This window comes from Streptomyces sp. NPDC058246 (assembly GCF_042881985.1).
GTDB lineage: Bacteria > Actinomycetota > Actinomycetes > Streptomycetales > Streptomycetaceae > Streptomyces.
Genome location: NZ_JBHVWZ010000037.1, coordinates 62,681 through 89,587 on the forward strand (window position 1 = coordinate 62,681; position 26,907 = coordinate 89,587).

A 26,907-nucleotide genomic window follows, 5' to 3' on the forward strand; every position below is an offset into this window, starting at 1 on the left:
CTTTTCCTCGCCGGGAGTCGGGGAATTCCCGGACCGCGGGCAGCGGGAAAGGTGCCGGGAAACGTGCGGGGGAGAGGTGAGGAAAGCGGGCCTGTCCGCCCGCCCCGGCCGACGCCCCCTCGGACCACAATGCGCTGGGTACCTCCCGGCCGCAGCGCGGTGGGCGTACACCCACAGACCCCATGGACCCGGCGAAGGACGAGAGTTGAGCGACCAGAACGGGCAACCGCAGCACCCGGACCCGCGCGCCTGGGACACGCCCGAGCAACCTCACCAGGTCCCGTCGGCCCGGTCGGCATCGACCACGGCGGTCCCGTACGTCCCGCAGGGCCCGCACGTCCAACAGGTCCAACAGGTCCAACAGGTCCAGGTCCAGCAGGTTCTCCAGAGCGACCGCGTCTGGGTCGACGGCTATGAGCCCGGCAACCCCTGGCAGTCCCGGCTCTGCATGCAGACCCCGTACGGCACGGTCGCCCATCCCCTCACTCCGCACACCATGCCCGAACTCCTCGAACAGCTCGTCCTGGTCGCCCAGGAGCAGCAGGGTCTCCCCGCCGGCATCGACGAGGACGACGAGCCGGCGGCGGACCACGGCGAGCCGGACGAGGACCGGCAGAGCGCCGGCGCCCGCCTCCAGGGTGGCCGCGCGGCCCGAATGACCGGCTGGGCGGTCGTCCACGACCTGTGGGAACGCGAGGACCCGACGGCCCGCATGGTGATGGGCGCGGTGGTCGTGGGTTTGTTGCTGCTCGGTATCTTCCTGACCTGATCATTCAATGACTTGATCGCCGATCCGGAGGGGAACCGATGCTGACGGAGAAGACGGGGCGCACGCCCCAGGAACTCGCCGCCGAACTGGCCGCGCTGCGGGGCGTGGACTGGCCCTGGGTCTGGGCCGGCCCGCCGCAGGGCGGCTCGCCCGCGTTCCGCGAGTGGTGTGCGCGGTACGGCTGGGAGTCGCAGAACGTGGAGGGGAACCTGATCGTCCACACGCGGACGGGCGGTGAACTGACCTTCGGCGCAGGCGGTTCCTGGAACCCTGTGGACAGGGTGGACTATCTGGCTTGGGACGTCAGCGCCGGCTCGGCCGGGGAGAACGCGCAGGTGTTCTCCGCCGCGGCGGAAGCATGGCCGGTCCACCTGGCGGCCGTTGCGAGCGCGCTGGGCGCACCGACGTGGACCGGTCCGTGGGACGCCCCCGACTTCCCGGAACCCGCGCACGAGAGTGCCTGGGGCGGTCAGGAGTTCCGGCTGAGGACCCGGAGTCCCTACCAGCTCGCGTACTGGTCGCCTTTTGGAGACCGTGCGGGGCAGCCGCTCATCGTACTGAAGCAGACGGTGTCGTTCCCGACGTGGACCGACAACCTGGCGGGTGGCTCGACCATCCGTCTGATCGCCTACCGGCCGCAGGAGGCGGGTGATGGGCGCCAGTGACGACTGCCGCGCCGCCCACGGTCGCTGAAATAGGCAGGGCACTCCAACTCCAGGACGCACACGAGGCGGCGAAGCCCCGTACGCCCGAGCAGATCCTGAACGTGGCCACCGGCATCTACGCGGACTGGCAGGCCGCGCAGGAGCGGGGAGAGTCCTACCCCGATCTGCCGTCGTACGTGCGAGGGGTGGCCGCGAGCGAGTCGGTGACGTCGGCGGAACGGGGAGACGTACGGGCCTTCTGGTCCTGGAGGTCGCAGCCCGAAGGGGCACCCCGTGAAGTGGGGCACCGCTATCTCGCCCAGGCGTACGGCGAGTCCAGGGGGGTGCAGGTACTGGAGGACTCCCCGGCGGGCCGGAAGCTGGACTCGTACTGGTTGTGGGAGCCGACTGTCCAAGAAACCCTCGCGGACCTGTACGAGCTCGACGACGCTGAGCTCAAGGCCCTCGCCCCCGAGGTCTGGAGCACCGTCTCACAGCGTTACGCCGAGGCCGCCCAGGGCCCGGTCATCGCCCTCGCGGCAGACATCGGGGTCGACTCGGTACTGGGCAAGGACGAATTGCCGCGCCTCCTCGCGCACACCGACGTCGGGAAGGAGAACATCAAGTTCCCCCTGCCGTCGCCGCGCCATGAGCATCTGCCGCCCGAGATCGACGCGCTGATCGCGGACGACGCCGTACGCGCACAGGTGCGCATGCAGGACTTCGACCCCACCAAGTCCCCGAAGGAGTTCGCCCAGAAGCTGGGTGCCGTCGACGTACCGGAGCGGCTGCGTGAGAACCGCGAGGCCGCGCTGTGGCGGCTCGGACTGGCCGACAGCTACGAGGAGTTGAACGCTAAGCCCGATGCGGCCCGGCCGCGCACGGCGGCGAACGAGTTCCTCCCCGGCGTCGAGGTGCGCCCCGTGTCCCGTCCCGCCGCGCCTCGGGGGCCGACCGGCCATGGCGTCCTCAACCCCGCCGCCGAGATCTCCGTGCCGCCCCCGGCTCCGGCGCCGTCGCACCAGCCCGTGGGAGTCGAGCGATGAGTCGAGCGATAACCGGCACCGAACCCGGCCTGCCCGAGCCCGAGTTCTACTTCCCTGACGTCTATGGCTTCGTCTCCGACTACCTCGCGCAGATGGTGCGGCGCCGCATCAACGGCTCCGCCGCCACCTGGTGCCCCACCTGGTGGGAACACCCCGAGGCCGGCGCTCGGCTCTCCGCCCTGTGGCTGGCCTGGGAGCACCTGCGCCACGACCCGGCCCTCGGCATGTCCACCTGGTGGCTCCACCACGCCGACCCCCACCTGCGCGTTCTGATGGACGCGGACATGGGCCCGTTCGCGGCCTGTTCACCCCGGGACGGGCACACGGCGTACCCGTTCGACCCGCTGCCCGTGGACCCGCGTCCGGCCTAGGGCCTGCCCGGCGGATCCTGCCGGACAGGCCCCGGGTCCCGAGGAGGGCTCAGCGTTTGAGCGTGAAGGTGAAGTCGCCGGAGAGCTTGCCGCTCAGCCGGACTGCCGAGACGAGTTTCCCCTCCGTGATCAGTCTGTCGACCTCGGCCCGCGAAAGACCGCACCCTTCAGCGATCAGTCGCACCGGCCGGACAGGGATCCGCGCCGCGAAGCGGACCGAGACGTCGATCACCTCGCGGTCCAGGTGATCCGATCCGCCGGTGTCGAGGCGCCAGGCGTTGTCCCAGTCGAGGGCGATGCGATTACGGCGCCGCACGACCGGATCCTGGAGCAACTCAGCTGCCAGACCGGGGTGGTTGTCATGCAGCCGGTCCAGCAGCTCAGGTCGTATGGAGCGCACATGCATCCGCTCCATGACCGTGAGCTTCGTGGTCTCCCCGCAAGCGATACAGAGCGCGAGGAGCCAGACGTCGAGGAGCTTGTGGTTTGCATTGACGCGAAATTTGCCGTTTGTCCGGAAGCTCTCGGACGCGCACGCGTGGCAACGGCGGAGAACGCGCGGCAGGCAGGTGGGCGCGACCACCCAGTTTTCGAGCACAGAAGTACACCGGTTTCAGTGAGAAGTCCGCAGCAGAAAGCAGCGCGGCGCACATGCGCGACGCGCGACGATTCAGCACTCGGGGGGTCTCACACGGTGTACAACGGCACGTCCTTGCCCAGACGACTTGGTCCGGCAGCACGGTAATGACGGACCGCGGCGCTGTTCCACCGGTTTTCGAGCGCCTCACCGCCAGGTTCCCTCCGGCGGACCCTGGACGAAGCCAGAGCCGGATCGCGACGACGGTGACGGTGCTGTGGAAGAGCGCGAAGCACCGGGCTCCTGTCTCCCGGCCCGATTCCCCGCACTTTCCCGATGGTCTCCCCGCGCTTTCCCTCCCGGGAAATCCCGAGTCTCCCCGCCGCACCCTCCCCCTACCGTGTCCCGGTCACCTCACCCGTACCGCCGGACCGGCAGAGCACAAGGGAGGCACGGGAACGTGGAGTTGCCTGCTGAGAACAAGCGCACGGGGCTGTTGGCCCTGGGAGTGCTGGGCGTTCTCCTGATCGCCGTGCTCACGGTCTTCACCGTCTTCGACGGGGGCGGCCAGGACAAGGGCGGTGCGGCCGCGCCGACCGTCACCGCCGGGCAGGGCGGCTCCGCCGGCCAGGGGGGCTCCGGTTCGGGAAGCGCGGGAGGGCAGGACGGGGCAGGGGGCGACGGGCCTGCCGGTGCCGCGCCCACCCCGATCGTCGCGCTGTCCGAAGTGGCCGAGGCCCACACGGTCATGGCCAAGTACATGTCCGGACTCACCACGTACGACCACGCGAGCAAGACCCCGGGCTGGAGCGGTCCCCTGCTCCGACTGACTTCGGGCGACACCCGGATGAAGCAGGAGACGACTCTGCCGACCGGCAGGACGTGGGCCGCCTGCGTGTCCGAGAAGTGCTCCTCGAAGGGGGCGGCCGTCGTCGTACGCGACGCGGTGATCTCGGACGACGTGGTGCGCGGCAGTGGGCGGACGATCTCCAGCGTGGTGAAGGTGACCGCCATCCGCACCGCGGGCGGCCGGAGCACCACGGAGTCCAACCGCTGGCTGGTGAGCGTCAAGCAGAGCGGCGGCCGGTGGGTGGTGTCGGGGTTCGACATCTTCGGCCTCGGCGACGTGGGCGCCTCCGACGAGTCGGGGAGCTGAGTCTCCGATGGTGGCTCCCGCCGTACTCGCGGCTGCCTCGAAGGCCGCGAAGGCCGCCAGGAAGGCCAAACAGGCAGGCCGGCTCGCCGCCGGAACCGGCGGCGGACAGAACGGGAACGGCGGCAAGAAGGACAGCGGCAAGAACGGCGGAAAGAAGAACAACGGCCCCAGGCTGTGGCTGATACTCGGCAGCGGCGGAGGTCTGGCCGTCGGCGGTGTGGGTGTCGTCGTCCTGATGCTCGTCGGCAGCATGGTGGGCGGCGTCGGCAACGGTGCCGTGACCGCGGCCTGCGGCGACTACGCCGACAACGCCAACGCCGGCAGCACCGGCGACGCCGCGGCCACCAACCCGATCATGCCGGCGGGCAAGGTCTACATGCCGAGCGAGACCGCCCGCAACGAGATACCCCCGAAGATGATCCTCGCCTCGATGCGCGCCGCGGCCCGCTACGAGGGGCTCGACTGGACCCTCATCGTCGGGCAGATGTACCAGGAGACCAAGTTCGGGCAGGACGGATCCGCGGCTCCCGGCGGCAAGAACTCCCTCGGCTACATGGGCATCCTCCAGTTCGGCAAGCCCGCCTGGCAGGACTACGGCGCCGACGGCAACGGCGACGGGGAGAAGGACCTCTACAACATCGACGACGCTGCCTGGGCCGCCGCCAACTTCCTGCACGCGCAGCACGCCGAGACCCAGCCGTGGAAGGCGCTGCAGGTCTACTCGGGCTCCACGGCGGCCAACACGATCTATCCGCGGGTCGTCCTCACCCAGGCCGCCCGCTACCGCGGCGCGCTCACCGGCGACCAGGACCTGATCAAGCGCTGGTACGCGCACCTGAAGCAGACCATCGACAAGAACCCGGGCTTCCCCACCCTCGGGCAGCAGTCGGACATCCCGGAACCGGTCGGCAACAACGCGCAGCCCAGCTCGGCGACAAGCATCGCCGCCTCGGCCCCCAGGTCCTGGTCGACCCCGGCACTGGAGAGCTCCGCCGGCGACAGCGGCGAGGCCACCACGGCGCTGGCACCGGCCGACGGCGACGGGGCCACCACCGCCGTGGTTCCGGCCGCGTACACCGCCGCGCACACCACGGACACGACCACGGTGACGGCCACGACGCTCGCCGGACCCCCGGTCGGACCGCTCGCCGGACCCGAGGCCGGACCGCGCGCCGCCCCCTCGGCCAAGCCGACCACCGGCGGCAACAACTGGCAGTGGCCGATGAAGGAGGGCACCTACCAGCTCGGCACCCGCTACCACGAGACCGGCAGCATGTGGAGCCTCGGCTACCACACCGGCCTCGACCTCGTGGCCCCCGGCGGAACCCCGATCTACGCCCCGGCCGACGGCAAGGTCGTCAAGGCGGGCGCGGGCGGCTCGTACGGCAATGAGACCGACATCGAGCACGACGGCGGCGTCATCACGCTCTACGCCCACCAGACCTCGATCAAGGTGTCGGTCGGCGACACGGTCAAGCGTGGCCAGCTGATCGGCACGGTCGGCGCGACCGGCAACGTCACCGGACCGCACCTGCACTGGGAAGTGCGGATGCCGGGCGTGGACAACCCGTTCGTGGCGGGCCAGGACCGGGGGCCGGGCATGGTGGACCCCGAGGACTGGATGAAGGGCAAGGTCACCGCCAGCCCCGACTACGGAACGGTCCCCGGCTCCGGTGACGAGGGCAAGGACGCGCAGTACGCCGACTGTGCCCAGGAGAACGGCAGCGCGGCCGTCGCCCCGGACGGCGCGGGTGCCACCGGCGTCATCCCGGACGCCGACGACCCGGTGATCCGGGCGGTGCTCGGCTGGGCGCAGCGCGGCGTCGGCGTTCCGTACGTGTACGGCGCCCAGCGCCTTCAGGGGCCGAACCCGACCAGCTTCGACTGCTCCAGCTTCACGCAGTGGGCCTACTACATGGCCAGCGACGGAAAGATCGACATCGGCGGTACGACGGATGCGCAGCAACCCCACCTCGCCGCGCACAAGGTGCCGTTGTCCGAGGCCCAGCCCGGTGACGTGATCTTCTTCCGGCCGGAGGGAAGCGGCCGGTCCGGACACGTGGGTCTCGTCTGGGACCCCGCAGGCCACAAGATCATCCATGCGCCGCGGCCGGGCAGGACCGTGTCGTTCAGCACCTGGGACGTGCAGGACGAGATCACCGGTGTGTACCGGGTGCCGATCCCGCGGGGCACGAACGTGGTCGAAGGCGACGGCAAGGGCAACGAGAAGGGCGCCTGAGCGGCCTCGGCCGGGCGGCGCAGCCAGCAGAAAGGACCCCGAGGATGACCGCAGAACAGCAGAGGAAACCCCGCGCGGACGACGACTGGACCTTCGAGATCGCCGCCCTCGTGGCGGTCGTTCTCCTGGGCGTCGGCGGTGCCTGGCTGGCCGCGAAGGTCGGCGCGGGCTTCGCCGACGACCAGCCGGAGCCGCCCGCCGACCCGCTGTCGTTCGTGGTGGCCTGGGTGAAGGGCGACTACAGCTGGCCGGGCGGCCCGGCGAGCGCGGTGGCGGCCGGTGAGGCGCTGCTCCTCGGCATCCTCGCTCTGGCGGTGTACCGGATCCGCGAGCGGCTCCGCGGCAAGCCGAAGGTGGACGGTGCGGCGGAGCACCTCGCGCACGGCGACGAACTCGGCAAGCTCACGATGAAGGGCGCCGCGGCCACCGCCGAACGACTCGGGGTGCGGACGAGCACGCCGGGCGTCTTCATCGGGCGGTCGGTGAAGGGCAGACAGCCCCTGTTCGGCTCGTACGAGGACATGCACGTCGACATCTGGGGTCCGCGGACGGGCAAGACGACCCGGCGCGCGATCCCCGCGATCCTCGACGGTCCCGGTGCCGTGCTCGTGACGTCCAACAAGCGGGACATCGTGGACGCGACGCGTGGTCCGCGTACCGCGCGCGGCCCGGTCTGGGTCTTCGATCCGCAGCAGGTGGCGCAGGAGGCACCGAGCTGGTGGTGGAATCCGCTCTCGTACGTCACTGATGTCGCCAAGGCCCGCAAGATGGCGGACCATTTCGCTTCGGGTTCGCGGGACGCGAACGCCTCGACGGACGCGTTCTTCGACCCGGCGGGCCAGGACCTGCTGGCCCATCTGCTGCTGGCCGCCGCCACCGCCGGGGCGCCCGTCACCCAGATCTACACGTGGCTGTCCCACCCGAAGGACGACACTCCGGAGCGCATCCTGCGCGCCGCCGGGCACACCATGTCCGCCGACGGCCTGGGCGGCGTCATCAGCGCCCCCGACAAGCAGCGCAGCGGTATCTACGGTGTCGCCCAGCAGATGGCGTCCTGCCTGGTCAATCCCGAGGTCAACCGGTGGGTGACGCCGCCCGCCGATCCCGCGGCGCCGGAGTTCGACCCGCACGCGTTCGTCCGCACCGGCGGAACGCTGTACTCGCTCTCCCGCGAGGGCCGCGACTCGGCGGGCCCGCTGGTGACCGCTCTGACGGTGGCCGTCGTGGAAGCCGCCGAGGAGTACGCCACCACACAGCGCGGTGGCCGTCTCCCCCTTCCCCTGGTCGGCGTGCTCGACGAGGCCGCGAACGTCTGCCGCTGGCGCACCCTGCCCGACCTCTACTCGCACTACGGCTCGCGCGGCATCGTCCTGATGACGATCCTCCAGTCCTGGGCTCAGGGCATCGAGGTGTGGGGCGAGCGCGGCATGGAGAAGCTCTGGTCGGCCGCGAACGTCCGGGTGTACGGCGGCGGTGTCTCCGACACCCGCTTCCTGGGCGATCTGAGCGAGCTGGCGGGCGAGTTCGAGCTGCGCGAGTACCAGACGAGCCGCGGCTCCGAGGCGGGCGGCTGGTCGGGGAACCGCACCCTCAGTGAGTCTGTCCGCCGCGAGCGCGTCCTTCAGGTCTCCGATCTCGGTTCCATGCCGCCCGGCCGCGCCCTCGTCCTGGCCTCCGGCACCAAGCCGGTCCTCGTCGAGACCATTCCGTGGTGGGAGGGCCCGTACGCCCGCGAGGTCAAGGCGTCCCTGGCGAAGTACGACCCCGGGGCGGCCTGATGCCAGGACGTGCCAGGACGTGCCAGGACGTGCCAGGACGTGCCAGGACGTGCCAGGTCGTGCCGGGACGACCGAGGGCGTGATCGCCTCCTCGGCCCGGCCCGGTTCACGACACCTGCCGTTCCGGCCACCCGCCGTTGACGCCATCTGCCGTGACACCGCCCTCCGTTCACGCCACCCGTGTGAACTCCACCGTCACCTCCGGCGGCCCCCCGGCCACCCCCCGGTACACCCCCTTGTGCGGGGTCACGTCGTCGTAGTCGCGGCCGCGGCCCACGATGACGTGGGACTCGTCGGCCCGGGTGCTGTTGGTGGGGTCGTAGCCGGTCCAGTCGCCGGCCCAGTACTCGATCCAGGCGTGGCTCTGGCCGGGGACGGGGCGGTGGAGTTCGGCGTCGCGTTCGGGGTGGAGGTAGCCGGAGACGTAACGGGTGGGGAGGCCGAGGCCGCGCAGCAGGGCCGCCGTGAGGTGGGTGATGTCCTGGCAGACGCCGGCGCCCTGTTCCCAGGCCTCCATGGCGCCGGTGTTCACGCCGGTGGCGCCGGGGATGTAGCGGACCTGTCCGGTGACCAGGGAGGAGACCGCGACCGCCGTCTCGTGCGGGTCGAGGCCGGCCGTCAGTGAGCGCGCCCGTTCCACCAGCTCGGGCGACACCTTCGTCCGGCCGGTCGGCGCCGCGAACTCCAGCAGGCGGGACGTCGCCGTCGCCTCGGCCAGCTCCGCCCAGGTGGGCGCGGGCGCGGGCGGACCCGGCGGTGATGTCTCCACCAGGCTCGACGCGGTGATGGTGAGGTCGGCGTGCGGTTCCATCAGGTCGAAGCCGGTGACCTGGGTGCCCCAGTAGTCCCAGTACGACCAGGTGGTGGTGGACGGGTCGACGGTCACCCGTGCGTCCAGGGTGGTCTGTCCGGGGAGCGTCAGCGGGGTCATCCGGACCTCGTTGTGCGAGGAGACGGCGGCCTGCGCGTACGAGACGCGGGTGGTGTGACGGATACGGAGACGGCGCGTGGTCGTCGGCGTACGGGTGTCGCTCATCGCTTTCACGCTCCTTCCTGGGCCCATTCGACGGGCCCCTGGTACGGGAAGAACTTCTCCGCCACCGCCTCCGCCGAGGCCATGCAGGCCTGCTGCAGGTCCTTGAGCAGCAGCGGGAGTTGGTCCTCCAGTGCGGCGAGGTCCAGGTATTCGAGGCGGGTCCGCATGCGGCCGATCGGACGGCGGGCCGGGTCCTGGCGGGGGCGGCCGAGCGCCGCCAGGCACTCCTCCGCCGTCGTCAGGGTGTGCAGGGCCGAACGCGGGAAGTCGCGGTCCAGGAGGAGGAATTCGGCCACCCGCGGGGTGTCGCCGAAACCCCCGTAGACACGGGCGTACGCCTCGTCGGCGCCGCTCGCGCTGAGCAGCGTCGGCCAGTCGGGGGCGTGCGCCGCGTCCAGCACCCGTACGGACAGCAGCCGGACGGTCATGTCCACCCGCTCCAGGCTCCGGCCCAGCACCACGAAGCGCCAGCTGTCGTCCCGGCTCATCGTCGAGTCGGCGAGCCCGAAGAAGAGGGCGGCCCGGCGGCGTACCAGCTCCAGATAGGCGTACGGGCCCGTGCGGCGCGCCGCGAGGCGCTGGTCGGCGAGGGCGTGCCAGGTGGAGTTGAGGCACTCCCACATCTCGGAGGAGACCGCCTCGCGGGCGCTGCGGGCATTGAGGCGGGCCGCGCCGAGCGCGCCCTCGATCGAACCCGTGGAGCGGGCGTCGAAGGCCAGCTGGTCAAGCACCTGCTGCATATCGACCCGGGCCCCGCCCGCGTCGACGCCGAGGATGGCGTACAGGGAGCGGCAGGCGACGTCCTCGTCGCGCCAGGGGTCTTCCAGGAGGCGGTGGAGATAGGCGTCCAGGATGCGGCCGGTGGCGTCCGCGCGCTCGACGTAACGGCCCGTCCAGGTCAGGGCCTCGGCTATCCGGGAGAGGATCACGTCGTTCACTGCTGCTGTGCCCCTTCCTGTACGACGGTGGGGTTGCCGTCGGGTCCGAGCTGGCGCGGGAAGACCTCGGGAAGCGAGGCGTGCGACGCGGTGGACGGCCGCTCGGCGGGGCCCTCCGCCAGCACCCAGGTGTCCTTGGAGCCGCCGCCCTGGCTGGAGTTGACGATGAGGTTGCCCTCCTGGAGCGCGACCCGGGTGAGCCCGCCCGGCAGGACCCACACGTCGCTGCCGTCGTTGACGGCGAACGGGCGCAGGTCGATGTGGCGTGGCGCCATGCGCTCGCCCGCGAGGGTGGGGGAGGTGGAGAGCGCGACCGGGCGCTGCGCGATCCAGCCACGCGGGTCGGCGGCGACGGCCGCGCGGGTGCGGTCGAGCGTCTCCCGGTCGGCCTTCGGGCCGATGACGATGCCCTGGCCGCCCGCGCCGTCCACCGGCTTGATCACCAGCTGGTCGATCTGGTCGAGCACGGCCTCCAACTGCCCCGGTTCGTCGGGACGGTAGGACTCCACGTTCGGGAGAACCGGTTCCTCGCCGAGGTAGTAGCGGATGAGGTCGGGGACGTAGGTGTAGAGGAGCTTGTCGTCGGCGATGCCGTTGCCGACGGCGTTGGCGAGCGTGACCGTGCCCGCCTGCGCGGCGCTCAGGATGCCGGGGCAGCCGATCACCGAGTCGGGCCGGAACTGCAGCGGATCGAGGAAGTCGTCGTCCAGCCGCCGGTATACGACGTGGACCGGCATCTCACCGCGCGTGGTCCGCATGAAGACCCGGTTGCCCCGGCAGACGAGATCGTGCCCCTCCACCAGCTGCACGCCCATCAGCCGTGCGAGCAGGGCGTGTTCGAAGTACGCCGCGTTGCTGGGACCCGGGGTGAGCACGACGACGCGCGGGTCGCCGGCCCCGTCGGGCGCGGCGGCGCGCAGCGCGGCGAGCAGCTTGTGCGCGTACCCGTCCACCGGCACCACGTGCTGCTCGGCGAAGAGGGAGGGGAAGATCCTGGTCATCGCGCGCCGGTTCTCGATGACGTACGACACGCCGGACGGCACGCGAACGTTGTCTTCGAGGACCCGGAAGTCCCCGGCCTCGTCGCGCACGAGATCGATCCCGGCGACGTGGATACGCACGCCCCCCGGTGGCTCGACCCCGTGCGCGGCTCTGTGGAAGTGCGGGGAGTTGAGCAGCAGCCGCCAGGGCACCACCGCGTCCTCGAAGGCCCGGCACGGCCCGTAGGCGTCGCTGAGGTACGCCTCCAGTGCCCGCACCCGCTGGGCCACCCCGCGTTGGACGAGATCCCATTCGAGCGCGTCGAGGATGCGCGGGACGAGGTCGAGCGGCCAGGGCCGTTCCTCGCCGGCGAAGGCGTAGGTCACCCCCCGGTCGGTGAAGGCCCGCGCCATCTGGTCGGCCCTGAACCGCAGTTCGGCCGGTTCGATCGGCTGCAACGCCGCCAGCACCGGCTCATAGGCGGTCCTGACCTCACCCGGCCGCTCAAACATCTCGTCCCACGCATCGGCCAACGCGTACGCGTCAAATATGTCCGCCATGGCCTGACGTTAAGTGCGGTACGTAACACGCCGATCACTCGACGATTTCCACCGGCTCACACGGCGTTTCGCGGCACGCCGGCGTACGGATGTGCGCGCCCGCGCGTGCATGGCGCGCGCCGCGGGGCTGGCCGAAAAGGGGGGTGACCGACCAGGGGCCGCCCGAGCGCCGTCACGCCCGTGGAAAGCGGTACCACGGTGCACCCGGCGCCGGGCCCGCACCACCGTCAGCTTGTTGCAAGGGGCGGGGCGGAGGTGAGGATTTGTAGCTGCATATACGGACAAGAGGGGGCGCGCGGGCGGGGCAGCCGTGTTGCGATGCCGGACGCGGCCGCGCATAGTTGCGCTGCGGAACACGCTGTAACACGGGTAGTTGCGCCGCGAAAGACGCGGGAACACGGGGCTTACGTCAGGGCGGGAGCCAGGGGTGGGAGATGGCCGGGCACGGGACGGACACGCATCCGCACGGCGCTGACCGACTGTGCGAGGCCGGCGACCGGGTCTACTCCCGGGCCGTGCGGCGCGGCCGTGTGCCCCGCGAGGACGCGGAAGCGGTGCCCTGCCTGCTGGAGCTGGCGCTGCTCCACCCCGACCCCGACGACATGGGCTGGCTGGTGCCGACCTCGCCGCAGGAGGTCATGACACGGCTGCTGCACGGGGTGTACGAGGAGGTCAGCGCGAGCCAGGCGCGGGTGGGCGACGCGGTGTCCGCGTTCGAGTGGTACGCGGGGCTCGGCGGCCGCGTCCAGGCGCCGGCCGAGGGCGTGGCGATCCGCGTCCTCGACGGACTCCCGCGCATCCGGGCCGCCATGGACAAGGCGACCGAGGAGTGCACCAGCGAGGTCCTCACGGTGCAGCCGGGCGGCATCCGCCGCGAGGACGAACTCTCCGAGGGCCTGCACCGGGCCCTGGAGATGCGCCGCCGCGGTGTCCACATGCGCGACCTGTACACGCACGTGGCGCGCCACGGCCAGGGCCTCCTGAACTACATGGAGCTGATGGGCGACGTGGCGGAGGCCCGCACCCTCGACGAGGTCGTCGAACGCCTGATCCTCTTCGACCGCCGGGTCGCCTTCATCCCGGCCAACTCGGACCGCACGATCGCGCTGGAGCTGCGCCATCCCGCGCTGGTGGACTACCTGGTGACCGTCTTCGAGCGTCTGTGGCGCCTGGCGATCCCGCTGACGTCCCCGCTCCCGTCGACGGGCATCGAGGGCATCACGCACCGGGAGCGTTCCATCGCGGCCCTGTTGGCGGAGGGCCACCAGGACGCGGTGGTCGCGGAGCGGCTGGGGATCAGCGTGCGGACGTGCCGGGCGCACATCGCGCGGTTGTCGGAGACGCTGGGGGCGGCGAGCCGGACGCAGCTGGGGGTGCGGATCGCGCAGGCGGGGCTGGACGGCCCGCCCCGCCCCGGGGAGCTTCAGGCGATCACGGTTCCTGACGCTGCCCCCGATGCCCCCGCCGCTCCGGGCGTTCCCGCTGTTCCGGCTGCTCCGGGTGTTCCTGATCAAGGATCCCCGACTGCCCTATGAGATAGCCGAGTCGGGGCCCGGTTGCCGTTGCCGTGTTGCTGTTGCTGCCGCCGCTGCCGCCGCTGCCGCCGCTGCCGCCGCTGCCGTTGCTGCTGCCGCTGCCGCTGCCGCTGCCGCTGCCGCTGCCGCTGCAGAGGCTCGCGGCGAGTGTTTTCAGTGATCCTGCTCCAGCATCCCGGACTGCGCTATGAGAAAGCCGAGTTGGGCCCGGCTGCCGCTGCCGAGCGCGGTGGCCAGCTTGGCGATGTGGGCGCGGCAGGTGCGGACGTTCATGCCGAGGCGGCGGGCTATGGCCTCGTCGACGTGGCCTTCCACGAGGAGCTTGGCGATGGAGTGCTGGATGTCGGTGATGCCGTCGGGGGCGGTTTCGTAGGGGGCGCCGGTGCTCAGCGGGACCGCGCGGTCCCACAGGAACTCGAACACCTTGATCAGATAGCGGACGAGGCCTGGGTGACGAAGTTCCAGAGCGACCTGCTGGTCGTCGCGGGTGGGGATGAAGGCGACGGTCTCGTCGCAGATGATGAGGCGCTCGACCAGCTCGTCGATGGTGCGGTACTCCGCCTTGCCGTTGGAGAGCTGGTCCACGTAGGCCAGCTTTTCCGGGCTGTAGCGGGCCGTGTGTTGATAGAGCGTCCGGATGCGCACACCACGTTCGATCAACGGCCTGTCGCGCTCCAGCCCCCGAAGGAGCCCCCGCTCGGGCCGGTTGCCACTCGGCTGGACCGTGAGCATCTCGGTCCGGCACTGGGTCGTGGCCAGGTCGAGCGCCGCGTTGATCCGCTCGCCGCCTTCCAGCACCGTGATCGAGTGAGTGGGCGACGACTGCTGCGCGCTGAGGGTCATGAACGGCTCGAAAGCGTCGGCCAGCTCGACCGACTGCCGCCTGCGCTCGCTGATCTCGCGCTCTATGGGGTTGAGCCGCTGGGCCAGGGCGACGGAGGCGGGAACGGGGCGCAGCCAGTTCGCGTCGTCAGGATCGGGGTGGAGAAGGGCGTACTGCATCAGGCAGGGGGCAGGCTCCACATCCGCGCGGGCGATGCGTCCCGTGCGCAGGGCATCCGCATAAAGGCGGCCGCCCTCCTCGCACAGCTCGGTCACCGGATGGGGATGTGTCGCTTTAATCCGATTCGTTTCCAAATCTCCACCCCCCAGGGTCCTGAACGTGCAGGAACATGATGCATCGATTATGTGGTCATGACGTGCCTGAATGAGCCATCGTCGTATCCGACGGGGGAAGAGGGGACCTTCAAGTGAGGACGAAGCCGACTATGCGTAACAGAATGCTTCGCTCGGTGCTTGTCGCCGCCTTCTCCGCCGTTGTGGCTTTCGGAGCGCTGAGTGGCTTCTCCGGTGGGAAGGGTGGCGTTCAGGCGGACAGTGCCTGGCCGGCGGTGGCCGTGTCCACCACGTCTGCCGGCGGTGGGAAGTGACATGACGACTCCACCCGACGACCGCTCCTTTCGCCGAGAGATGGCCACCGCCTACCGCTCCGGCTGGCACTTCATCGATCTGGCCACCGCAATCCCCCACTGCGGTGACTCGCTCATGGTGACGGTGTTCGGCGAGCCCGTGGTGGTCACGCGGGACGAGGACGACGACGTGCGGGCGTACCGGTGTCTGCGACGGCCTCGGGGGGCGCCGCAGCCAGTACGGTGTGCCATTCGATACGGAATGATCTTTGTGAACCTCGACCAGCGGGACCACCAGCTGGCCGAACCGGAAGCCCCGGACGTACAGACCATTGCAGCCACCCCCCGCAGTGCCTGACGCGATTCCCCCGTCGTAGTAGATCGCGCAGGTACTTCCCCCCGCAGCGGCGTCACCGTGACCTGAACACGGTGCCGCCGCTGCAGTTTTACGTGAAACCTCCGGGTATCGGGGCATTCCGACAGAGGCCGAAATCAGCCGCGTCCCATCGCCGACGTCAGTTCGATCTCGATGACCACCCGGGACGGGTTCGGCGACGGCACGCGCCCGTACCGCTCCGCGTACCGCCGCTCCGCCTCCGCGATGCGCGCGGGGTCGACGGACACCGTCGCCCGCCCCTCCAGCGTCGCCCAGCGCCGGCCGTCCACCTGGCAGACCGCGACCCGCGCCCCGTCCGCCCCCGCGGCCAGCACGTGTCCCACCTTCGCGCTGGACTTGTTGGTGATCACCCGAGCGAGACCGGCGTCGGGGTCGTAGGTGACGCCGACGGGCACCACGTGCGGGCTCCCGTCGGGGCGGGGCGTCGTCAGCGTGCACAGGTGCCGCTCGCGCCAGAAGGTGAGGTAGGCGGCGTCGGGCTGCCGCGGGTCCACCGGATACGAAGCCATGAGGCCTGAATGTACTTCCGTCCCCATCCTTGAGTGGAATAGACTCAACTTTGTGCTCGTTGGCACACTCAGCATGAGCAGCACACCGCATAGCGCACCGCACGCACGCTGACGCGAGGAGGAGAACGCGACCGTGGACGCCGAGCTGACCAACAGGAGCCGGGATGCGATCAACGCGGCCACCAACCGGGCCGTGTCCGAGGGGCACCCGGATCTGACCCCCGCGCATCTGCTCCTCGCGCTGCTCGGGGGGCAGGAGAACGAGAACATCATCGATCTGCTGGCCGCCGTCGACGCCGACCAGGCATCCGTCCGTGCCGGGGCCGAGCGCGTCCTGGCCGGCCTGCCCAGTGTGACCGGCTCCACCGTCGCGCCGCCGCAGCCCAACCGCGAGCTGCTCGCCGTGATCGCCGAGGCGGCCGACAAGGCCAAGGAGCTCGGGGACGAGTACCTCTCCACCGAGCACCTGCTCATCGGTATCGCCGCGAAGGGCGGCCAGAGCGGCGACGTACTCTCCCAGCAGGGGGCCAACGCGAAGAGGCTCCTCGAGGCGTTCCAGAAGAGCAGGGGAGGGCGCCGGGTGACGACTCCGGATCCCGAGGGCCAGTACAAGGCGCTCGAAAAGTTCGGTACGGATTTCACCGCCGCCGCGCGGGACGGGAAGCTCGATCCCGTCATCGGGCGGGACCAGGAGATCCGGCGCGTGGTGCAGGTGCTCTCCCGCCGTACCAAGAACAACCCCGTTCTCATCGGTGAGCCCGGCGTCGGCAAGACCGCCGTCGTCGAAGGGCTCGCCCAGCGGATCGTGAAGGGTGACGTGCCCGAGTCCCTCAAGGACAAGCGGCTCGTCGCGCTCGACCTCGGCGCCATGGTGGCCGGGGCGAAGTACCGGGGCGAGTTCGAGGAACGGCTCAAGACCGTCCTCGCCGAGATCAAAAACTCCGACGGGCAGATCATCACCTTCATCGACGAGTTGCACACCGTCGTGGGAGCCGGGGCCGGCGGTGACTCCGCCATGGACGCCGGGAACATGCTCAAGCCGATGCTCGCCCGCGGTGAGCTGCGCATGGTCGGTGCCACCACGCTGGACGAGTACCGCGAGCGGATCGAGAAGGACCCGGCGCTGGAGCGCCGCTTCCAGCAGGTGCTCGTCGCCGAGCCGTCCGTCGAGGACACCATCGCGATCCTGCGCGGCCTCAAGGGGCGGTACGAGGCGCACCACAAGGTCGTGATCGCGGACAGCGCGCTGGTCGCCGCGGCCACCCTCTCCGACCGGTACATCACCTCCCGCTTCCTGCCCGACAAGGCCATCGACCTCGTGGACGAGGCGGCCTCCCGGCTGCGCATGGAGATCGACTCCTCCCCGGTCGAGATCGACGAACTCCAGCGCGCGGTGGACCGGCTCCGCATGGAGGAACTGGCCCTCGACAAGGAGACCGACCCCGCTTCCCAGCAGCGGCTCGACAAGCTGCGCCGCGACCTCGCCGACAAGGAGGAGGAGCTGCGCGGGCTCACTGCCCGCTGGGAGAAGGAGAAGCAGTCCCTCAACCGCGTCGGTGAGCTGAAGGAGAAGCTCGACGACCTGCGCGGCCAGGCCGAACGCGCCCAGCGCGACGGCGACTTCGACACCGCCTCCAAGCTGCTCTACGGCGAGATCCCCACCCTGGAAAGGGCCTTGGAGGAAGCCTCCGAGGCGGAGGAGGAAGCCGCCAAGGACACGATGGTGAAGGACGAGGTCGGGCCGGACGACATCGCCGAGGTGGTGGGCTCCTGGACCGGCATCCCGGCCGGGCGGCTGCTGGAAGGCGAGACGCAGAAACTCCTGCGCATGGAGGAGGAGTTGGGGCGCCGGCTCATCGGGCAGACGGAAGCCGTGCAGGCGGTCTCCGACGCCGTACGGCGCACCCGTGCCGGAATCGCCGACCCGGACCGGCCGACCGGATCGTTCCTCTTCCTCGGCCCGACCGGCGTCGGCAAGACCGAACTGGCCAAGGCGCTCGCGGACTTCCTCTTCGACGACGAGCGGGCCATGGTCCGCATCGACATGAGCGAGTACGGCGAGAAGCACAACGTCGCCCGCCTGGTGGGCGCCCCGCCCGGGTACGTCGGGTACGAGGAGGGCGGCCAGCTGACCGAGGCCGTGCGGCGGCGTCCGTACAGCGTCGTGCTCCTCGACGAGGTCGAGAAGGCCCACCCTGAGGTCTTCGACATCCTGCTCCAGGTGCTGGACGACGGGCGGCTGACGGACGGTCAGGGCCGCACGGTCGACTTCCGCAACACCATCCTGATCCTGACGTCGAACCTGGGCAGCCAGTTCCTGGTCGAGCCGCTGACCTCCGCCGAGGAGAAGAAGCAGCAGGTACTGGAGACCGTACGGGCCTCCTTCAAGCCGGAGTTCCTCAACCGGCTCGACGACCTGGTGGTCTTCTCCGCGCTCGACAAGGCGGAGCTGGAGCGCATCGCCAGGCTCCAGATCGACCGGCTCGCCAAGCGGCTCGCCGAGCGCCGGCTGACCCTGGAGGTCACCGACGCGGCACTGGCCTGGCTCGCGGACGAGGGCAACGACCCGGCGTACGGCGCGCGCCCGCTGCGCCGTCTCGTCCAGACCGCCATCGGCGACCGCCTCGCCAAGGAGATCCTGTCGGGCGAGGTCAAGGACGGCGACACGGTCCGGGTGGACGCGTTCGGCGACGGCCTGATCGTCGGCCCCGCGACCGGCAAGACGCTCTAGCCGCCGCCCCTCGGTCACACCCACCACACAGCCCCGCCTCCGACCACCCCGGAGCCGGGGCTGTGCCACGCGGACGGCAGCACCCGGCCCGCACGTGCCGCCGGTGTCCCGCGCGTCGTGCTGACGGCCCACTGCGGCGGCTACAGCGGCCCGCCTGCCTCGGGCCGCGCCGGTCCGCCACCTGCCAGCCGCGGGGCCGCCGTACGCCCGCTGCGGGGCCGCCGTCCGCCCGCCGGGGGCCCGCCAGGCGCCCGCCAGGGGCCCCGTCTCCGTCCGGTCCGGGGTTTCGTCCGGTGGGGATGACCGGGGCATGTCAGGGTGCTGCGCCGTTCGTGACCGGATCTTGTCCGCCACCGGCGGAAGGAGCCGCCAAGGGTTGCCACCCCCCGCCCCGGATGGGGGAGGATGGCAGGATCCGTACGAAGGGAAATACACGGTGAGCATCGACCCGTCCTCGATTCCGAACTTCGGGGGCCAGCCCGAGCCGCAGCCCGGCGGCCCCGCGGGCCCCGTCGTCCCGGATCAGGACCTCGTGAAGCAGCTCCTCGACCAGATGGAGCTCAAGTACGTCGTCGACGACGAGGGTGACCTCGCGGCGCCGTGGGAGCAGTTCCGTACGTACTTCATGTTCCGCGGCGAGGGTGACCAGCAGGTTTTCTCGGTGCGGACGTTCTACGACCGGCCGCACCAGATCGACGAGAAGCCCGCGCTGCTGGAGTCCATCGACGACTGGAACCGCCGCACGCTGTGGCCGAAGGTCTACAGCCACACGCACGACGACGGCACCGTCCGCCTGATCGGCGAGGCGCAGATGCTGATCGGCACCGGCGTCGCCCTGGAGCACTTCGTCTCGTCGACGGTCAGCTGGGTTCGGGCCGCCATCGAGTTCGACAAGTGGCTTGTCGAGCAGCTCGGCCTGGAGCAGGAGATCAACGAGCCGGAGAAGCCCGAGGACGACGAGGAGTAGTCCTCCGTCAACCCGCCAGCGGCCTGCCAGGCCCGTCACGGCCTGCCGAGGCCCTAGAGCGGTGTGTGCGCGATCACCACCAGATACGCGCCATAAGCGAACGAGAGCCCGGCCAGGGCGCCGACCACCAGGGTCGCGTGCCAGGGCCGGGCTCTCGCCGTCCGCACCAGCGCCCCCGCCAGCGGCAGCAGCAGCGGAAAGGCCGGCAGCAGGAACCGCGGCTTCGACTCGAAGAACCCGGAGCCGCCGAGCGCGACCAGCAGCAGTACGCCGCTGTAGACGAGCAGCGGCAGCGGCGCGCGGTCGGCGATCAGCAGCGCGAACAGCAGAACGGCCGCCGCGACGATCATCAGCGTCACCGGGAACACGAGACGGTCCCCGCGCAGCAGCAGGTGCTTGATGAAGCGGAGTGATCCCACACCGAAGTCGAAGCGCGAGCCCCACAGCCGCTGCACCTCGAAGTACCCGCCGAGCGGATCGCCCTTGCGGCGTCCCACCCACAGCACGTAGCCGCCCCAGCCGAGCGGCGCCAGCGCCGCGCCCGTCCACAGGCTGTGGGGAACTTTCCGGCCGCGCCGCCGCCCGATCTCGCACGCCGCCGCCACGAGGACCGCCGCGGCCACCGCGAACCCGTTCGGCCGGGCCAGCCCCGCGAGCGCCGCCAGGGCGCCCGCCCACAGCCAGCGCTCGGTGAGCACCGCGTACAGCGACCAGGCGGCGAAGGCGGTCAGCACGGGCTCGGTGTACGCCATCGACAGCACGACAGAGTGCGGGAGCAGGCCCCAGAGCAGCACGAGGACGGTGGCGACCGCGCGGCCGTGCAGCCGGGCCCCGATCGCGTACACCCCGCAGGCCGCGACCCCTGCGGCCAGCCAGGAGACCAGCAGCCCCGCCGTGCTCGCGTTCAGCGGGGTCAGGGTGGTGACGGCGCGCACCAGCGCCGGATACAGCGGGAAGAACGCCAGGTCGCTGTGGATGACGGTGGGCCGGAAGTACAGCGTCCGGCCGTAGCCGTGCGCCGCGATCCCCAGATACCAGATCGAGTCCCAGGATCGCGCGAGCAGGGCGAGCGGGTGCCTGCCGGTCGCCCAGGCGGTCGCGGCGAGTACGAGGATGCCCGTGAGGCGCGCGGCGGCGAACAGCCCGAGGGCGGTCGCCGCGGCGGCCGCCGAAGTGCGCGCGTCGCGGGGCGAGGGATCGGCGCGGTCCCCGGGCTCCGTACGGGCGGGGCGAGCGAGGGTACTCGGCTGGGTCACACCCGAACTGTGCGGTCCCTACGGGGTATTTGCGAGCTTTGTACGTCCGTGCGGGTACCGTTCACGTCGCCCCGGCGCGCCGACCGCACGAACCCCGCTCACAGTGCTAACGGCACCGCGCCCCCGAAGTCACCGGCGGCGAGCCCCGCGTCCCATGGAGTCACGGGCGGCGCTCCCCGCGCCCCGTGGAGTCACCGGCGGCGCGTCCCGCGGGGCCCGGAGAAGCCGCCCCGCGGACTCCGGAGGGACCGCCCCGCGGAGCCCGGAGGGGGGGGCGGCCCCGCGGAGTCCGGAGGGGGGCGGCCCCGCGGAGTCCGGAGGGGCCGCCGGTGGAGCTACCACGCCGCCTTGAGCCGCTTCGCCGCCTCCTCCAGCACCTCCGTCTGCTTGCAGAACGCGAACCGTACGAAGGGCGCGCCCGCGTCCCGGTGGTCGTAGAAGACCGCGTTCGGGATGGCGACGACGCCGGCGCGCTCCGGCAGGGCGCGGCAGAAGGCGAAGCCGTCCAACTCGCCGAGCGGCCGGATGTCGGTGGTGATGAAGTACGTGCCCTGCGGGCGGAACACCGCGAACCCGGCCTCGGTGAGCCCCGCCGCCAGCACGTCCCGCTTGGCCAGCATGTCCGCGCGGAACGCCGCGAAATACGCGTCCGGCAGCGCGAGCGCCTCGGCCACCGCGTACTGGAACGGCCCCGACGACACGTACGTCAGGAACTGCTTCGCCGACCGTACGGCGCTGACCAGGGCGGGCGGCGCGGTCACCCAGCCCACCTTCCACCCGGTGAACGAGAACGTCTTTCCCGCGCTCCCGATGGTGACCGTCCGTTCGCGCATCCCCGGGAAGCCGGCCAGCGGCAGATGCTCGGCGTCGTCGAAGACGAGGTGCTCGTAGACCTCGTCCGTGACGACCAGGAGGTCCCGCTCGACGGCGAGCTTCGCGATCTCGGTGAGCTCCTCGCGGGTGAGGACGGTGCCGGTCGGGTTGTGCGGCGTGTTGATCAGCAGCAGCCGGGTGCGGTCGGTGACCGCGTCGCGCAGCTCGTCGAGGTCGAGCCGGAAGCGCCGCTGGACGTCTCCGTCGCGGGTCTCCTCGTACGGGCGCAGCGTGACCGGTACCCGTGTGCCGCCCGCCATCGCGATGCAGGCCGCGTAGGAGTCGTAGTACGGCTCGAAGGCGATCACCTCGTCGCCGGGTTCGAGCAGCGCGAGCAGGGTGGCGGCGATGGCCTCCGTGGCGCCCGCCGTCACCAGGACCTCGGTGTCGGGGTCGTACGACAGGTCGTACCGGCGCTCCTGGTGCGCGGTGATCGCGGTGCGCAGCTCGGGTACGCCGGGACCCGGCGGGTACTGGTTGCCGCGCCCGTCGCGCAGCGCCCGCACGGCCGCTTCCCGCACTTCCTCGGGCCCGTCGGTGTCGGGGAAGCCCTGGCCGAGGTTGATCGCACCGGTGCTCACCGCGAGCGCCGACATCTCGGCGAAGATCGTCGTCCCGAACTCGGCGAGCCGGCGGTTGAGGAAGGGGCGTGCGCTGGGGGTCATGCCGGTCATCCTGCGCCCAAGCTCTGGACTTCCTCAACTCTGCTTTGGCCTGTGAGACGCGAGGGCATCCCCCTGTCACGCAAGAAGCGATAACAGGAAGCTCGGCCCACGGGGGGCCGCTTCGGGGGAACGAAAGGAGGGTGGCGCCATGGTCATCGGCATCATCCTGGCGGTCGTGCTCGTCGTGTTCGTCGTGGTCTTCAAGGCCGCCGACCGGAGTCAGAAGAAGGTCGGGCTCTCGAAGGGGAGCCGCCGGACGCGCGGGGGCTCCTCCTCCTCGAACAGCAGCTGGTGGGCCGGCGGGGCGGGCGGCGCCGCGTCCTGCGGCAGCGGCTCGTCCGGCGGCCACCACGGGGGCCACTCGTGCGGCGGCGGTCACTCGTCGTGCGGCGGGGGCTCGTCCTGCGGAGGCGGGTCCTCCTGCGGCGGGGGCGGATGCGGCGGAGGCAGCTGACACGGGGCAGCTGAGCTCCCTTCGGGGGAAGCGCATCCGGAGCACGGGGAAGTGCCCGTCGGACTGGGCCGGGAACGGGGCAGCCGGCGGGCACTTCCCCGTGCTGAGGGGCGCGAGCCCGCGCGCCGGGGTGGCGGCTTGTGAGGGGGACTTCCGTGCGCCGGGGTGGCGGTTTGTGATGGGGATTTCCGCGCGCCGGGGTGGCGGCTCGGGAGGGGGGCTTCCGCGCGCCGGGGGGACCACCTGTGACGGGAACTTCCGTGCGCCGGGGGGCGGCTTGCGGGGGATGTGGGCGCGCGCCCGGCGCGCGCCGTAGTTGAACAGTTGAGCTGTGGAGCCCTCGGGGGGATGGAAACCCTCCGAAGTTGGGTAAAAACGCTGTGGCGGCGCCACAGTTCATGATTCCCTCTAAATCACCAACGCAGCCCTGGGCCGGCAGGCCTCGGACAACCATCGGACCCGTCCTTCGGATGTCCCTCCGACCGGGCTGACCGGGCCGTTCCCCCGGTGCCGACCGGGTGCGCCGGACCCCCACCTCACCTTTGCGTGCTAGCGGAGCCGACCCATGCTCACGACCCTGAAAACCTCGTACACCGACACGCGTGCGGCCGATCTCGCCTGGACCCTGGGCCGCGAGCCGCTGCCGGCCCTCGCCACGCTCGATCTCGAACTCACCGGGGCGAAGCTCCAGTTGAGACTCCTCGGCGCGTCCCACCAGGTACTCCTGGAGGAGGAGCGGGGCAGATGTTCGGAGACCGTCGCGTGCATCCCCGGCAGCAGCACGCCCCTTCCGCTCGGTGTGGCGAAGCGGGTCGGCGACTGGGAGTACGAGTTCGCGGCTCGCGTCGAGGTACTGTCCCCCGGCTCCTTCGCCGGCCGCGCCCAGGAGTTGCTGGCCCTGGTCTCCGACCACCCCCACGGCCTCGCCGGTGTCTTCCCCGGCAGCCCGCACGCCTTCACCGCGATGCTCGCCCAGCGCCACGAGGGCCAGGTCCACTGGCGCACCTGGCACGCGTACCCCCAGGACGGACAGTTGGTGGCGACGCGGACGAGGGTGGGGGTGCGGGTGGTGGCGACATGGTGATGGCCGTCCACTCGGCGGTGGGGGAGGGTTCCTGCCCGGCGCGGGCGGGCACCGTCCAGCCCGTCCGGTGTTCGCGGACGAGGCTGTTCGGGCCGAAGCGGGGGTCCGGGGGCCGCGGTCGCGAGGGGACGCCCACCCCAACCCCGGGGTGCCACAAAGCGCCGCGGTTCCACACGTGTGGGTGACGAGGCGTACCGTCGGCGTGACGTAGCGTTCGCTGCGTGATCGAACCGCACGCGCCCGCACCCCCCGGCGCGCCGCCGTCCTGGTGCCTCCAGGGCCAGGCGCGGCTGCCCGTCCGCCCGGGCATGGGGCGGTTCCTCGTCCTCGCCGGAGTATTCGTCTGCGCGGCGTGTGGACTCGTGTACGAACTCGAACTCGTCGCCCTCGCCTCGTACTTGATCGGCGATTCGGTCACCCAGGCCTCGGTCGTGCTCTCCGTCATGGTCTTCGCGATGGGCGTCGGCTCCCTCGCCGCGAAGCGGCTGCGCCCGCGCGCCGCGGCCGGCTTCGGCGCGGTCGAGGCGGCCCTCGCACTCGTCGGCGGCTGCAGCGCGATGGCCCTGTACGCGGTGTTCGCGTGGACGGGCGACTGGGGCGGCCCCTGGGCGAACGGTTACCGCTATCTGCTGGTGGCCTTCTCCCTCACCATCGGCCTGCTGATCGGCGCCGAAGTCCCCCTCCTCATGGAGCTGATACAGCGCATCCGTCGCCAGGACCCGGGCGGGGCGGTGGCGGACCTGTTCGCGGCGGACTACGTGGGCGCGCTGGTGGGCGGCCTGGCTTTTCCCTTCCTGCTTCTCCCGCTGTTCGGCCAGCTGACGGGCGCGCTGCTCACCGGCACGGTCAACGCGCTGGCCGGCGGAGCACTCGTACTGGGTCTGTTCCGCGGGGACTTGACCCGTCGGGGGCGCTGGTGCCTCCTGATCGCCAACCTCGTCGTCCTCGGACTCCTCGCCTCGGCCGCCGTGTTGGTCGACGACTTCGAACGGGCCGCGCGGCACGCGGTGTACGGGGCGGACGTACGGGTCGCGCTCCAGACGGGGGTTCAGGAGGTCGTCCTCACCGGCGGTACGCACGGCCGCCCGCTCGACCTCTTCCTCGACGGCCGGCTGCGGGTCAGCGGCCGCGACGAGGACCGCTACCACGAGGCGCTCGTGCACCCCGCGATGAACGGCCCGCACGCGCGCGTGCTCATCCTCGGCGGCGGCGACGGACTCGCCGCCCGCGAAGTGCTGCGCTACCCGGGCGTGCGCAGCGTGGACGTCGTCGAACTCGACCCGCAGGTGGTGCGGTTGGCCCGCGCCGACCGAGCCCTGGCCGCCCTCAACCGGCACGCGTACGACGACCCGCGCGTCCACGTCATCACGGCGGACGCCTTCCACTGGCTGCGCAACGCCCCCTCCACCTACGACGTCGCCATCTCGGATCTCCCCGACCCCGGCATCACCGCCAGTACGAAGCTGTACTCGCAGGAGTTCTACGGCCTCGCGCGCCGCGTCCTCGCCCCCGACGGCCGGCTGGTGGTCCACGCGGGTCCGGTCACCTCCCGCCCCCGCGTCTTCTGGACCGTGGACACGACGATCCGCGCGGCCGGCCTGCTCACCACGCCCTACCGCGTGGGCGGCCGGCACTCCGGCTTCGCGGCGGGCCCCGACCGCACGGCGGGCGGCACGTCCAAGGCCCCCGGCGACTGGGGTTTCCTCCTGGCATCCGCCTCCCGTACGGGTGTACGCCTCGGCCTCGCACCGCACGGCCCGCGTCTGCGCACGCTGACCCGGGCGGCCCTGGCGGCCGACGCACGCGCGGCCGCCCGCACCCGGGTCGCGGGCGGTCTCTCTCCCTCCACCCTGGTGCATCCGCGGTACGCCGACTGAGGTGGAGGCGGGCGAATCCCGGGATACCCGGGTGCGGTTCGCGCCACGCTGGGTAGGCTCGGCAGACATGGAGCATGAGGTGTTCGTTCCGGTTCCGGCCGAGCGGCTGAAGGAGGCGCTGGCCGATCCCGCACGGGTGGCCCGCGCGGTCCCCGGCCTCCAGCAGGATGCGGGGACGCCACCCGTCTCCGGACGCCTGAAAATCCGCGTCGCCGGTCACACCATCACCTACCGCGGCGCACTCCGGGTCGCCGCCCAGGACGACGGCAGCTACTCCGTCGAGGGCGACGCGACCGAGGTCCGCGGCCACGGCTCCGTGAAACTCACCCTCGCCGTACGCCTGGTCCCCACCACCGACGGCACGACCCTCTCCTTCACCGGCGCCGCCTCCGGAGACGGCCGCATCACGGAACTGCCCCCGGACGCGGTGACCTCCGCGGCGGCGCGGCTGCTGAGCCGGTTCGGGGAGAGCCTGGGGGCGGGCGGTGCCGAGGCGGACGCCGTGACCGCACCCGCGCCCGCGCCCGAGCCCGACGTGGTGGCTGAGGCCGAGTCCGAGTCCGATGCGGTGGCTGAGCCCGAGCTCGAATCCGATGCGGTCGCTGAGTCCGGGCCCGAGGCCTCGGTCGGGTCCGAGGCCGGCTCCGTCTTCGACGCCGAGGTACCGCCTCCGTCGCTCGATCCGCTGGTGGACGACGAGCTCACCGGGGAGGAGTTCGCGGTGGAGGAGGAGCCCGGGGAAGGCGAGGACGCCATGGCCGAGGCGGCGCATGCGCGACGGACGATGATCGGGCGCAGTGCAGAGGAGGTGGACCACGCGCCGCCGCGTGGCCGCTACGCGCCGGTCCCGCCGCCGGAGGCCACCGCGGCCCGCGCCACCCTCCGCTGGGCCGCCCCGGCGGCGGCGCTGGCCCTGGCCTCGGCGATCGCCGTGACACGGGCGCTGCGCAAGCGCCGCTGACCTCTGCCCGCCCCCGCCGCCCCCGTTCGCGCGGTTCCCCGCGCCCCTGTCCAGGGGCGCGGGGAACCGCGCGATCTTTTGGGGGGTCTGGGGG

23 protein-coding genes are annotated in these 26,907 nt (G+C 71.5%); 15 read left to right on the forward strand and 8 right to left on the reverse strand.

Going from position 1 to position 26,907, the window contains the following annotated elements; all coding sequences use genetic code 11:
• The first annotated feature begins 205 nt into the window (after positions 1 to 205).
• The 4 genes from ACFVXA_RS35300 to ACFVXA_RS35315 are packed head-to-tail and all read left to right on the forward strand — an operon-like array spanning position 206 to position 2,830.
• Positions 206 to 769 carry a hypothetical protein gene (locus tag ACFVXA_RS35300; protein WP_390028257.1) on the forward strand — a complete coding sequence of 188 codons (564 nt, stop codon included), beginning with the start codon at positions 206 to 208 and terminating at the stop codon, positions 767 to 769.
• 38 nt (positions 770 to 807) lie between these two features.
• The gene (locus tag ACFVXA_RS35305; protein ID WP_389512228.1) at positions 808 to 1,434 is read left to right on the forward strand and encodes a hypothetical protein; all 627 of its coding nucleotides are present in this window, start codon (positions 808 to 810) and stop codon (positions 1,432 to 1,434) included.
• Positions 1,431 to 2,459 (forward strand): hypothetical protein, encoded by a 1,029-nt coding sequence (locus tag ACFVXA_RS35310; protein ID WP_389749375.1) that lies wholly within the window; start codon positions 1,431 to 1,433, stop codon positions 2,457 to 2,459. The genes ACFVXA_RS35305 and ACFVXA_RS35310 overlap by 4 nt, the downstream gene beginning before the upstream one ends.
• Positions 2,456 to 2,830 carry a DUF4913 domain-containing protein gene (locus ACFVXA_RS35315; protein WP_389749376.1) on the forward strand — a complete coding sequence of 125 codons (375 nt, stop codon included), beginning with the start codon at positions 2,456 to 2,458 and terminating at the stop codon, positions 2,828 to 2,830. Before ACFVXA_RS35310 ends, ACFVXA_RS35315 begins: the two co-directional genes overlap by 4 nt.
• A 49-nt stretch (positions 2,831 to 2,879) precedes the next feature.
• Here the strand turns inward: ACFVXA_RS35315 and ACFVXA_RS35320 are convergent, their stop codons facing one another.
• On the reverse strand, positions 2,880 to 3,428 hold the full coding sequence (locus ACFVXA_RS35320) for a DUF1062 domain-containing protein (RefSeq protein ID WP_390028258.1): 549 nt from the start codon (positions 3,426 to 3,428) through the stop codon (positions 2,880 to 2,882).
• A 439-nt stretch (positions 3,429 to 3,867) separates the two neighbouring features.
• Here ACFVXA_RS35320 and ACFVXA_RS35325 point away from each other — a divergent pair, with 439 nt between their 5' ends.
• Genes ACFVXA_RS35325 through ACFVXA_RS35335 form a run of 3 tightly spaced genes read left to right on the forward strand, consistent with a single transcriptional unit; the run spans position 3,868 to position 8,580 of the window.
• Positions 3,868 to 4,563: a hypothetical protein gene (locus tag ACFVXA_RS35325; RefSeq protein WP_390028260.1), complete on the forward strand. Its 696-nt coding sequence runs from the start codon at positions 3,868 to 3,870 to the stop codon at positions 4,561 to 4,563.
• A gap of 7 nt (positions 4,564 to 4,570) precedes the next feature.
• Positions 4,571 to 6,802 carry a peptidoglycan DD-metalloendopeptidase family protein gene (locus ACFVXA_RS35330; protein WP_390028262.1) on the forward strand — a complete coding sequence of 744 codons (2,232 nt, stop codon included), beginning with the start codon at positions 4,571 to 4,573 and terminating at the stop codon, positions 6,800 to 6,802.
• A 44-nt stretch (positions 6,803 to 6,846) separates the two neighbouring features.
• Positions 6,847 to 8,580: a type IV secretory system conjugative DNA transfer family protein gene (locus ACFVXA_RS35335; protein ID WP_390028264.1), complete on the forward strand. Its 1,734-nt coding sequence runs from the start codon at positions 6,847 to 6,849 to the stop codon at positions 8,578 to 8,580.
• Between the two features lie 169 nt (positions 8,581 to 8,749).
• On the opposite strand, the gene ACFVXA_RS35340 is transcribed toward ACFVXA_RS35335, so the two are convergent.
• From ACFVXA_RS35340 to ACFVXA_RS35350, 3 genes are read right to left on the reverse strand one after another with little or no spacing between them, the layout of a single operon-like run.
• Entirely contained in the window at positions 8,750 to 9,616 is an 867-nt protein-coding gene (locus ACFVXA_RS35340; protein WP_362022116.1) for a transglutaminase family protein, read from the reverse strand.
• Between the two features lie 5 nt (positions 9,617 to 9,621).
• Positions 9,622 to 10,554 carry an alpha-E domain-containing protein gene (locus ACFVXA_RS35345; RefSeq protein ID WP_390028266.1) on the reverse strand — a complete coding sequence of 311 codons (933 nt, stop codon included), beginning with the start codon at positions 10,552 to 10,554 and terminating at the stop codon, positions 9,622 to 9,624.
• Complete coding sequence (locus ACFVXA_RS35350; RefSeq protein WP_362022110.1) at positions 10,551 to 12,095, reverse strand: circularly permuted type 2 ATP-grasp protein; 1,545 nt, start codon at positions 12,093 to 12,095, stop codon at positions 10,551 to 10,553. The genes ACFVXA_RS35345 and ACFVXA_RS35350 overlap by 4 nt, the downstream gene beginning before the upstream one ends.
• A 434-nt stretch (positions 12,096 to 12,529) precedes the next feature.
• Between ACFVXA_RS35350 and ACFVXA_RS35355 the strand changes: the two genes are divergently transcribed.
• A complete protein-coding gene (locus ACFVXA_RS35355) occupies positions 12,530 to 13,630 on the forward strand; it encodes a helix-turn-helix transcriptional regulator (RefSeq protein ID WP_362022107.1) in 1,101 nt (366 codons plus the stop codon).
• A 153-nt stretch (positions 13,631 to 13,783) separates the two neighbouring features.
• Here the strand turns inward: ACFVXA_RS35355 and ACFVXA_RS35360 are convergent, their stop codons facing one another.
• Complete coding sequence (locus ACFVXA_RS35360; RefSeq protein ID WP_362022104.1) at positions 13,784 to 14,767, reverse strand: helix-turn-helix transcriptional regulator; 984 nt, start codon at positions 14,765 to 14,767, stop codon at positions 13,784 to 13,786.
• A 294-nt stretch (positions 14,768 to 15,061) separates the two neighbouring features.
• Between ACFVXA_RS35360 and ACFVXA_RS35365 the strand changes: the two genes are divergently transcribed.
• A complete protein-coding gene (locus ACFVXA_RS35365) occupies positions 15,062 to 15,397 on the forward strand; it encodes a hypothetical protein (RefSeq protein WP_362022101.1) in 336 nt (111 codons plus the stop codon).
• Between the two features lie 134 nt (positions 15,398 to 15,531).
• On the opposite strand, the gene ACFVXA_RS35370 is transcribed toward ACFVXA_RS35365, so the two are convergent.
• Entirely contained in the window at positions 15,532 to 15,945 is a 414-nt protein-coding gene (locus ACFVXA_RS35370; RefSeq protein ID WP_362022099.1) for a TIGR03618 family F420-dependent PPOX class oxidoreductase, read from the reverse strand.
• Between the two features lie 133 nt (positions 15,946 to 16,078).
• Here ACFVXA_RS35370 and clpB point away from each other — a divergent pair, with 133 nt between their 5' ends.
• Together clpB and ACFVXA_RS35380 are read left to right on the forward strand one after the other, a co-directional pair.
• Positions 16,079 to 18,676: an ATP-dependent chaperone ClpB gene (clpB, locus tag ACFVXA_RS35375; protein ID WP_362022096.1), complete on the forward strand. Its 2,598-nt coding sequence runs from the start codon at positions 16,079 to 16,081 to the stop codon at positions 18,674 to 18,676.
• 436 nt (positions 18,677 to 19,112) lie between these two features.
• Entirely contained in the window at positions 19,113 to 19,643 is a 531-nt protein-coding gene (locus ACFVXA_RS35380) for a YbjN domain-containing protein (protein ID WP_362022093.1), read from the forward strand.
• 53 nt (positions 19,644 to 19,696) lie between these two features.
• Here the strand turns inward: ACFVXA_RS35380 and ACFVXA_RS35385 are convergent, their stop codons facing one another.
• A complete protein-coding gene (locus ACFVXA_RS35385) occupies positions 19,697 to 20,899 on the reverse strand; it encodes a glycosyltransferase family 39 protein (RefSeq protein ID WP_383745869.1) in 1,203 nt (400 codons plus the stop codon).
• Between the two features lie 335 nt (positions 20,900 to 21,234).
• Positions 21,235 to 22,446: a pyridoxal phosphate-dependent aminotransferase gene (locus tag ACFVXA_RS35390; RefSeq protein WP_390028267.1), complete on the reverse strand. Its 1,212-nt coding sequence runs from the start codon at positions 22,444 to 22,446 to the stop codon at positions 21,235 to 21,237.
• 139 nt (positions 22,447 to 22,585) lie between these two features.
• On the opposite strand from ACFVXA_RS35390, the gene ACFVXA_RS35395 reads away from it, so the two are divergent.
• The 4 genes from ACFVXA_RS35395 (at position 22,586) to ACFVXA_RS35410 (ending at position 26,813) form a co-directional block, all read left to right on the forward strand.
• On the forward strand, positions 22,586 to 22,891 hold the full coding sequence (locus ACFVXA_RS35395) for a hypothetical protein (RefSeq protein WP_390028268.1): 306 nt from the start codon (positions 22,586 to 22,588) through the stop codon (positions 22,889 to 22,891).
• Between the two features lie 565 nt (positions 22,892 to 23,456).
• Positions 23,457 to 23,975, forward strand: a complete 519-nt coding sequence (locus ACFVXA_RS35400; RefSeq protein ID WP_362022084.1) for a DUF2617 family protein — start codon at positions 23,457 to 23,459, stop codon at positions 23,973 to 23,975.
• A gap of 221 nt (positions 23,976 to 24,196) precedes the next feature.
• Positions 24,197 to 25,852, forward strand: coding sequence for a polyamine aminopropyltransferase (locus ACFVXA_RS35405; RefSeq protein WP_390028269.1), 1,656 nt, complete (start codon positions 24,197 to 24,199; stop codon positions 25,850 to 25,852).
• Between the two features lie 67 nt (positions 25,853 to 25,919).
• Complete coding sequence (locus ACFVXA_RS35410; protein WP_384398449.1) at positions 25,920 to 26,813, forward strand: SRPBCC family protein; 894 nt, start codon at positions 25,920 to 25,922, stop codon at positions 26,811 to 26,813.
• Positions 26,814 to 26,907: the final 94 nt, after the last annotated feature.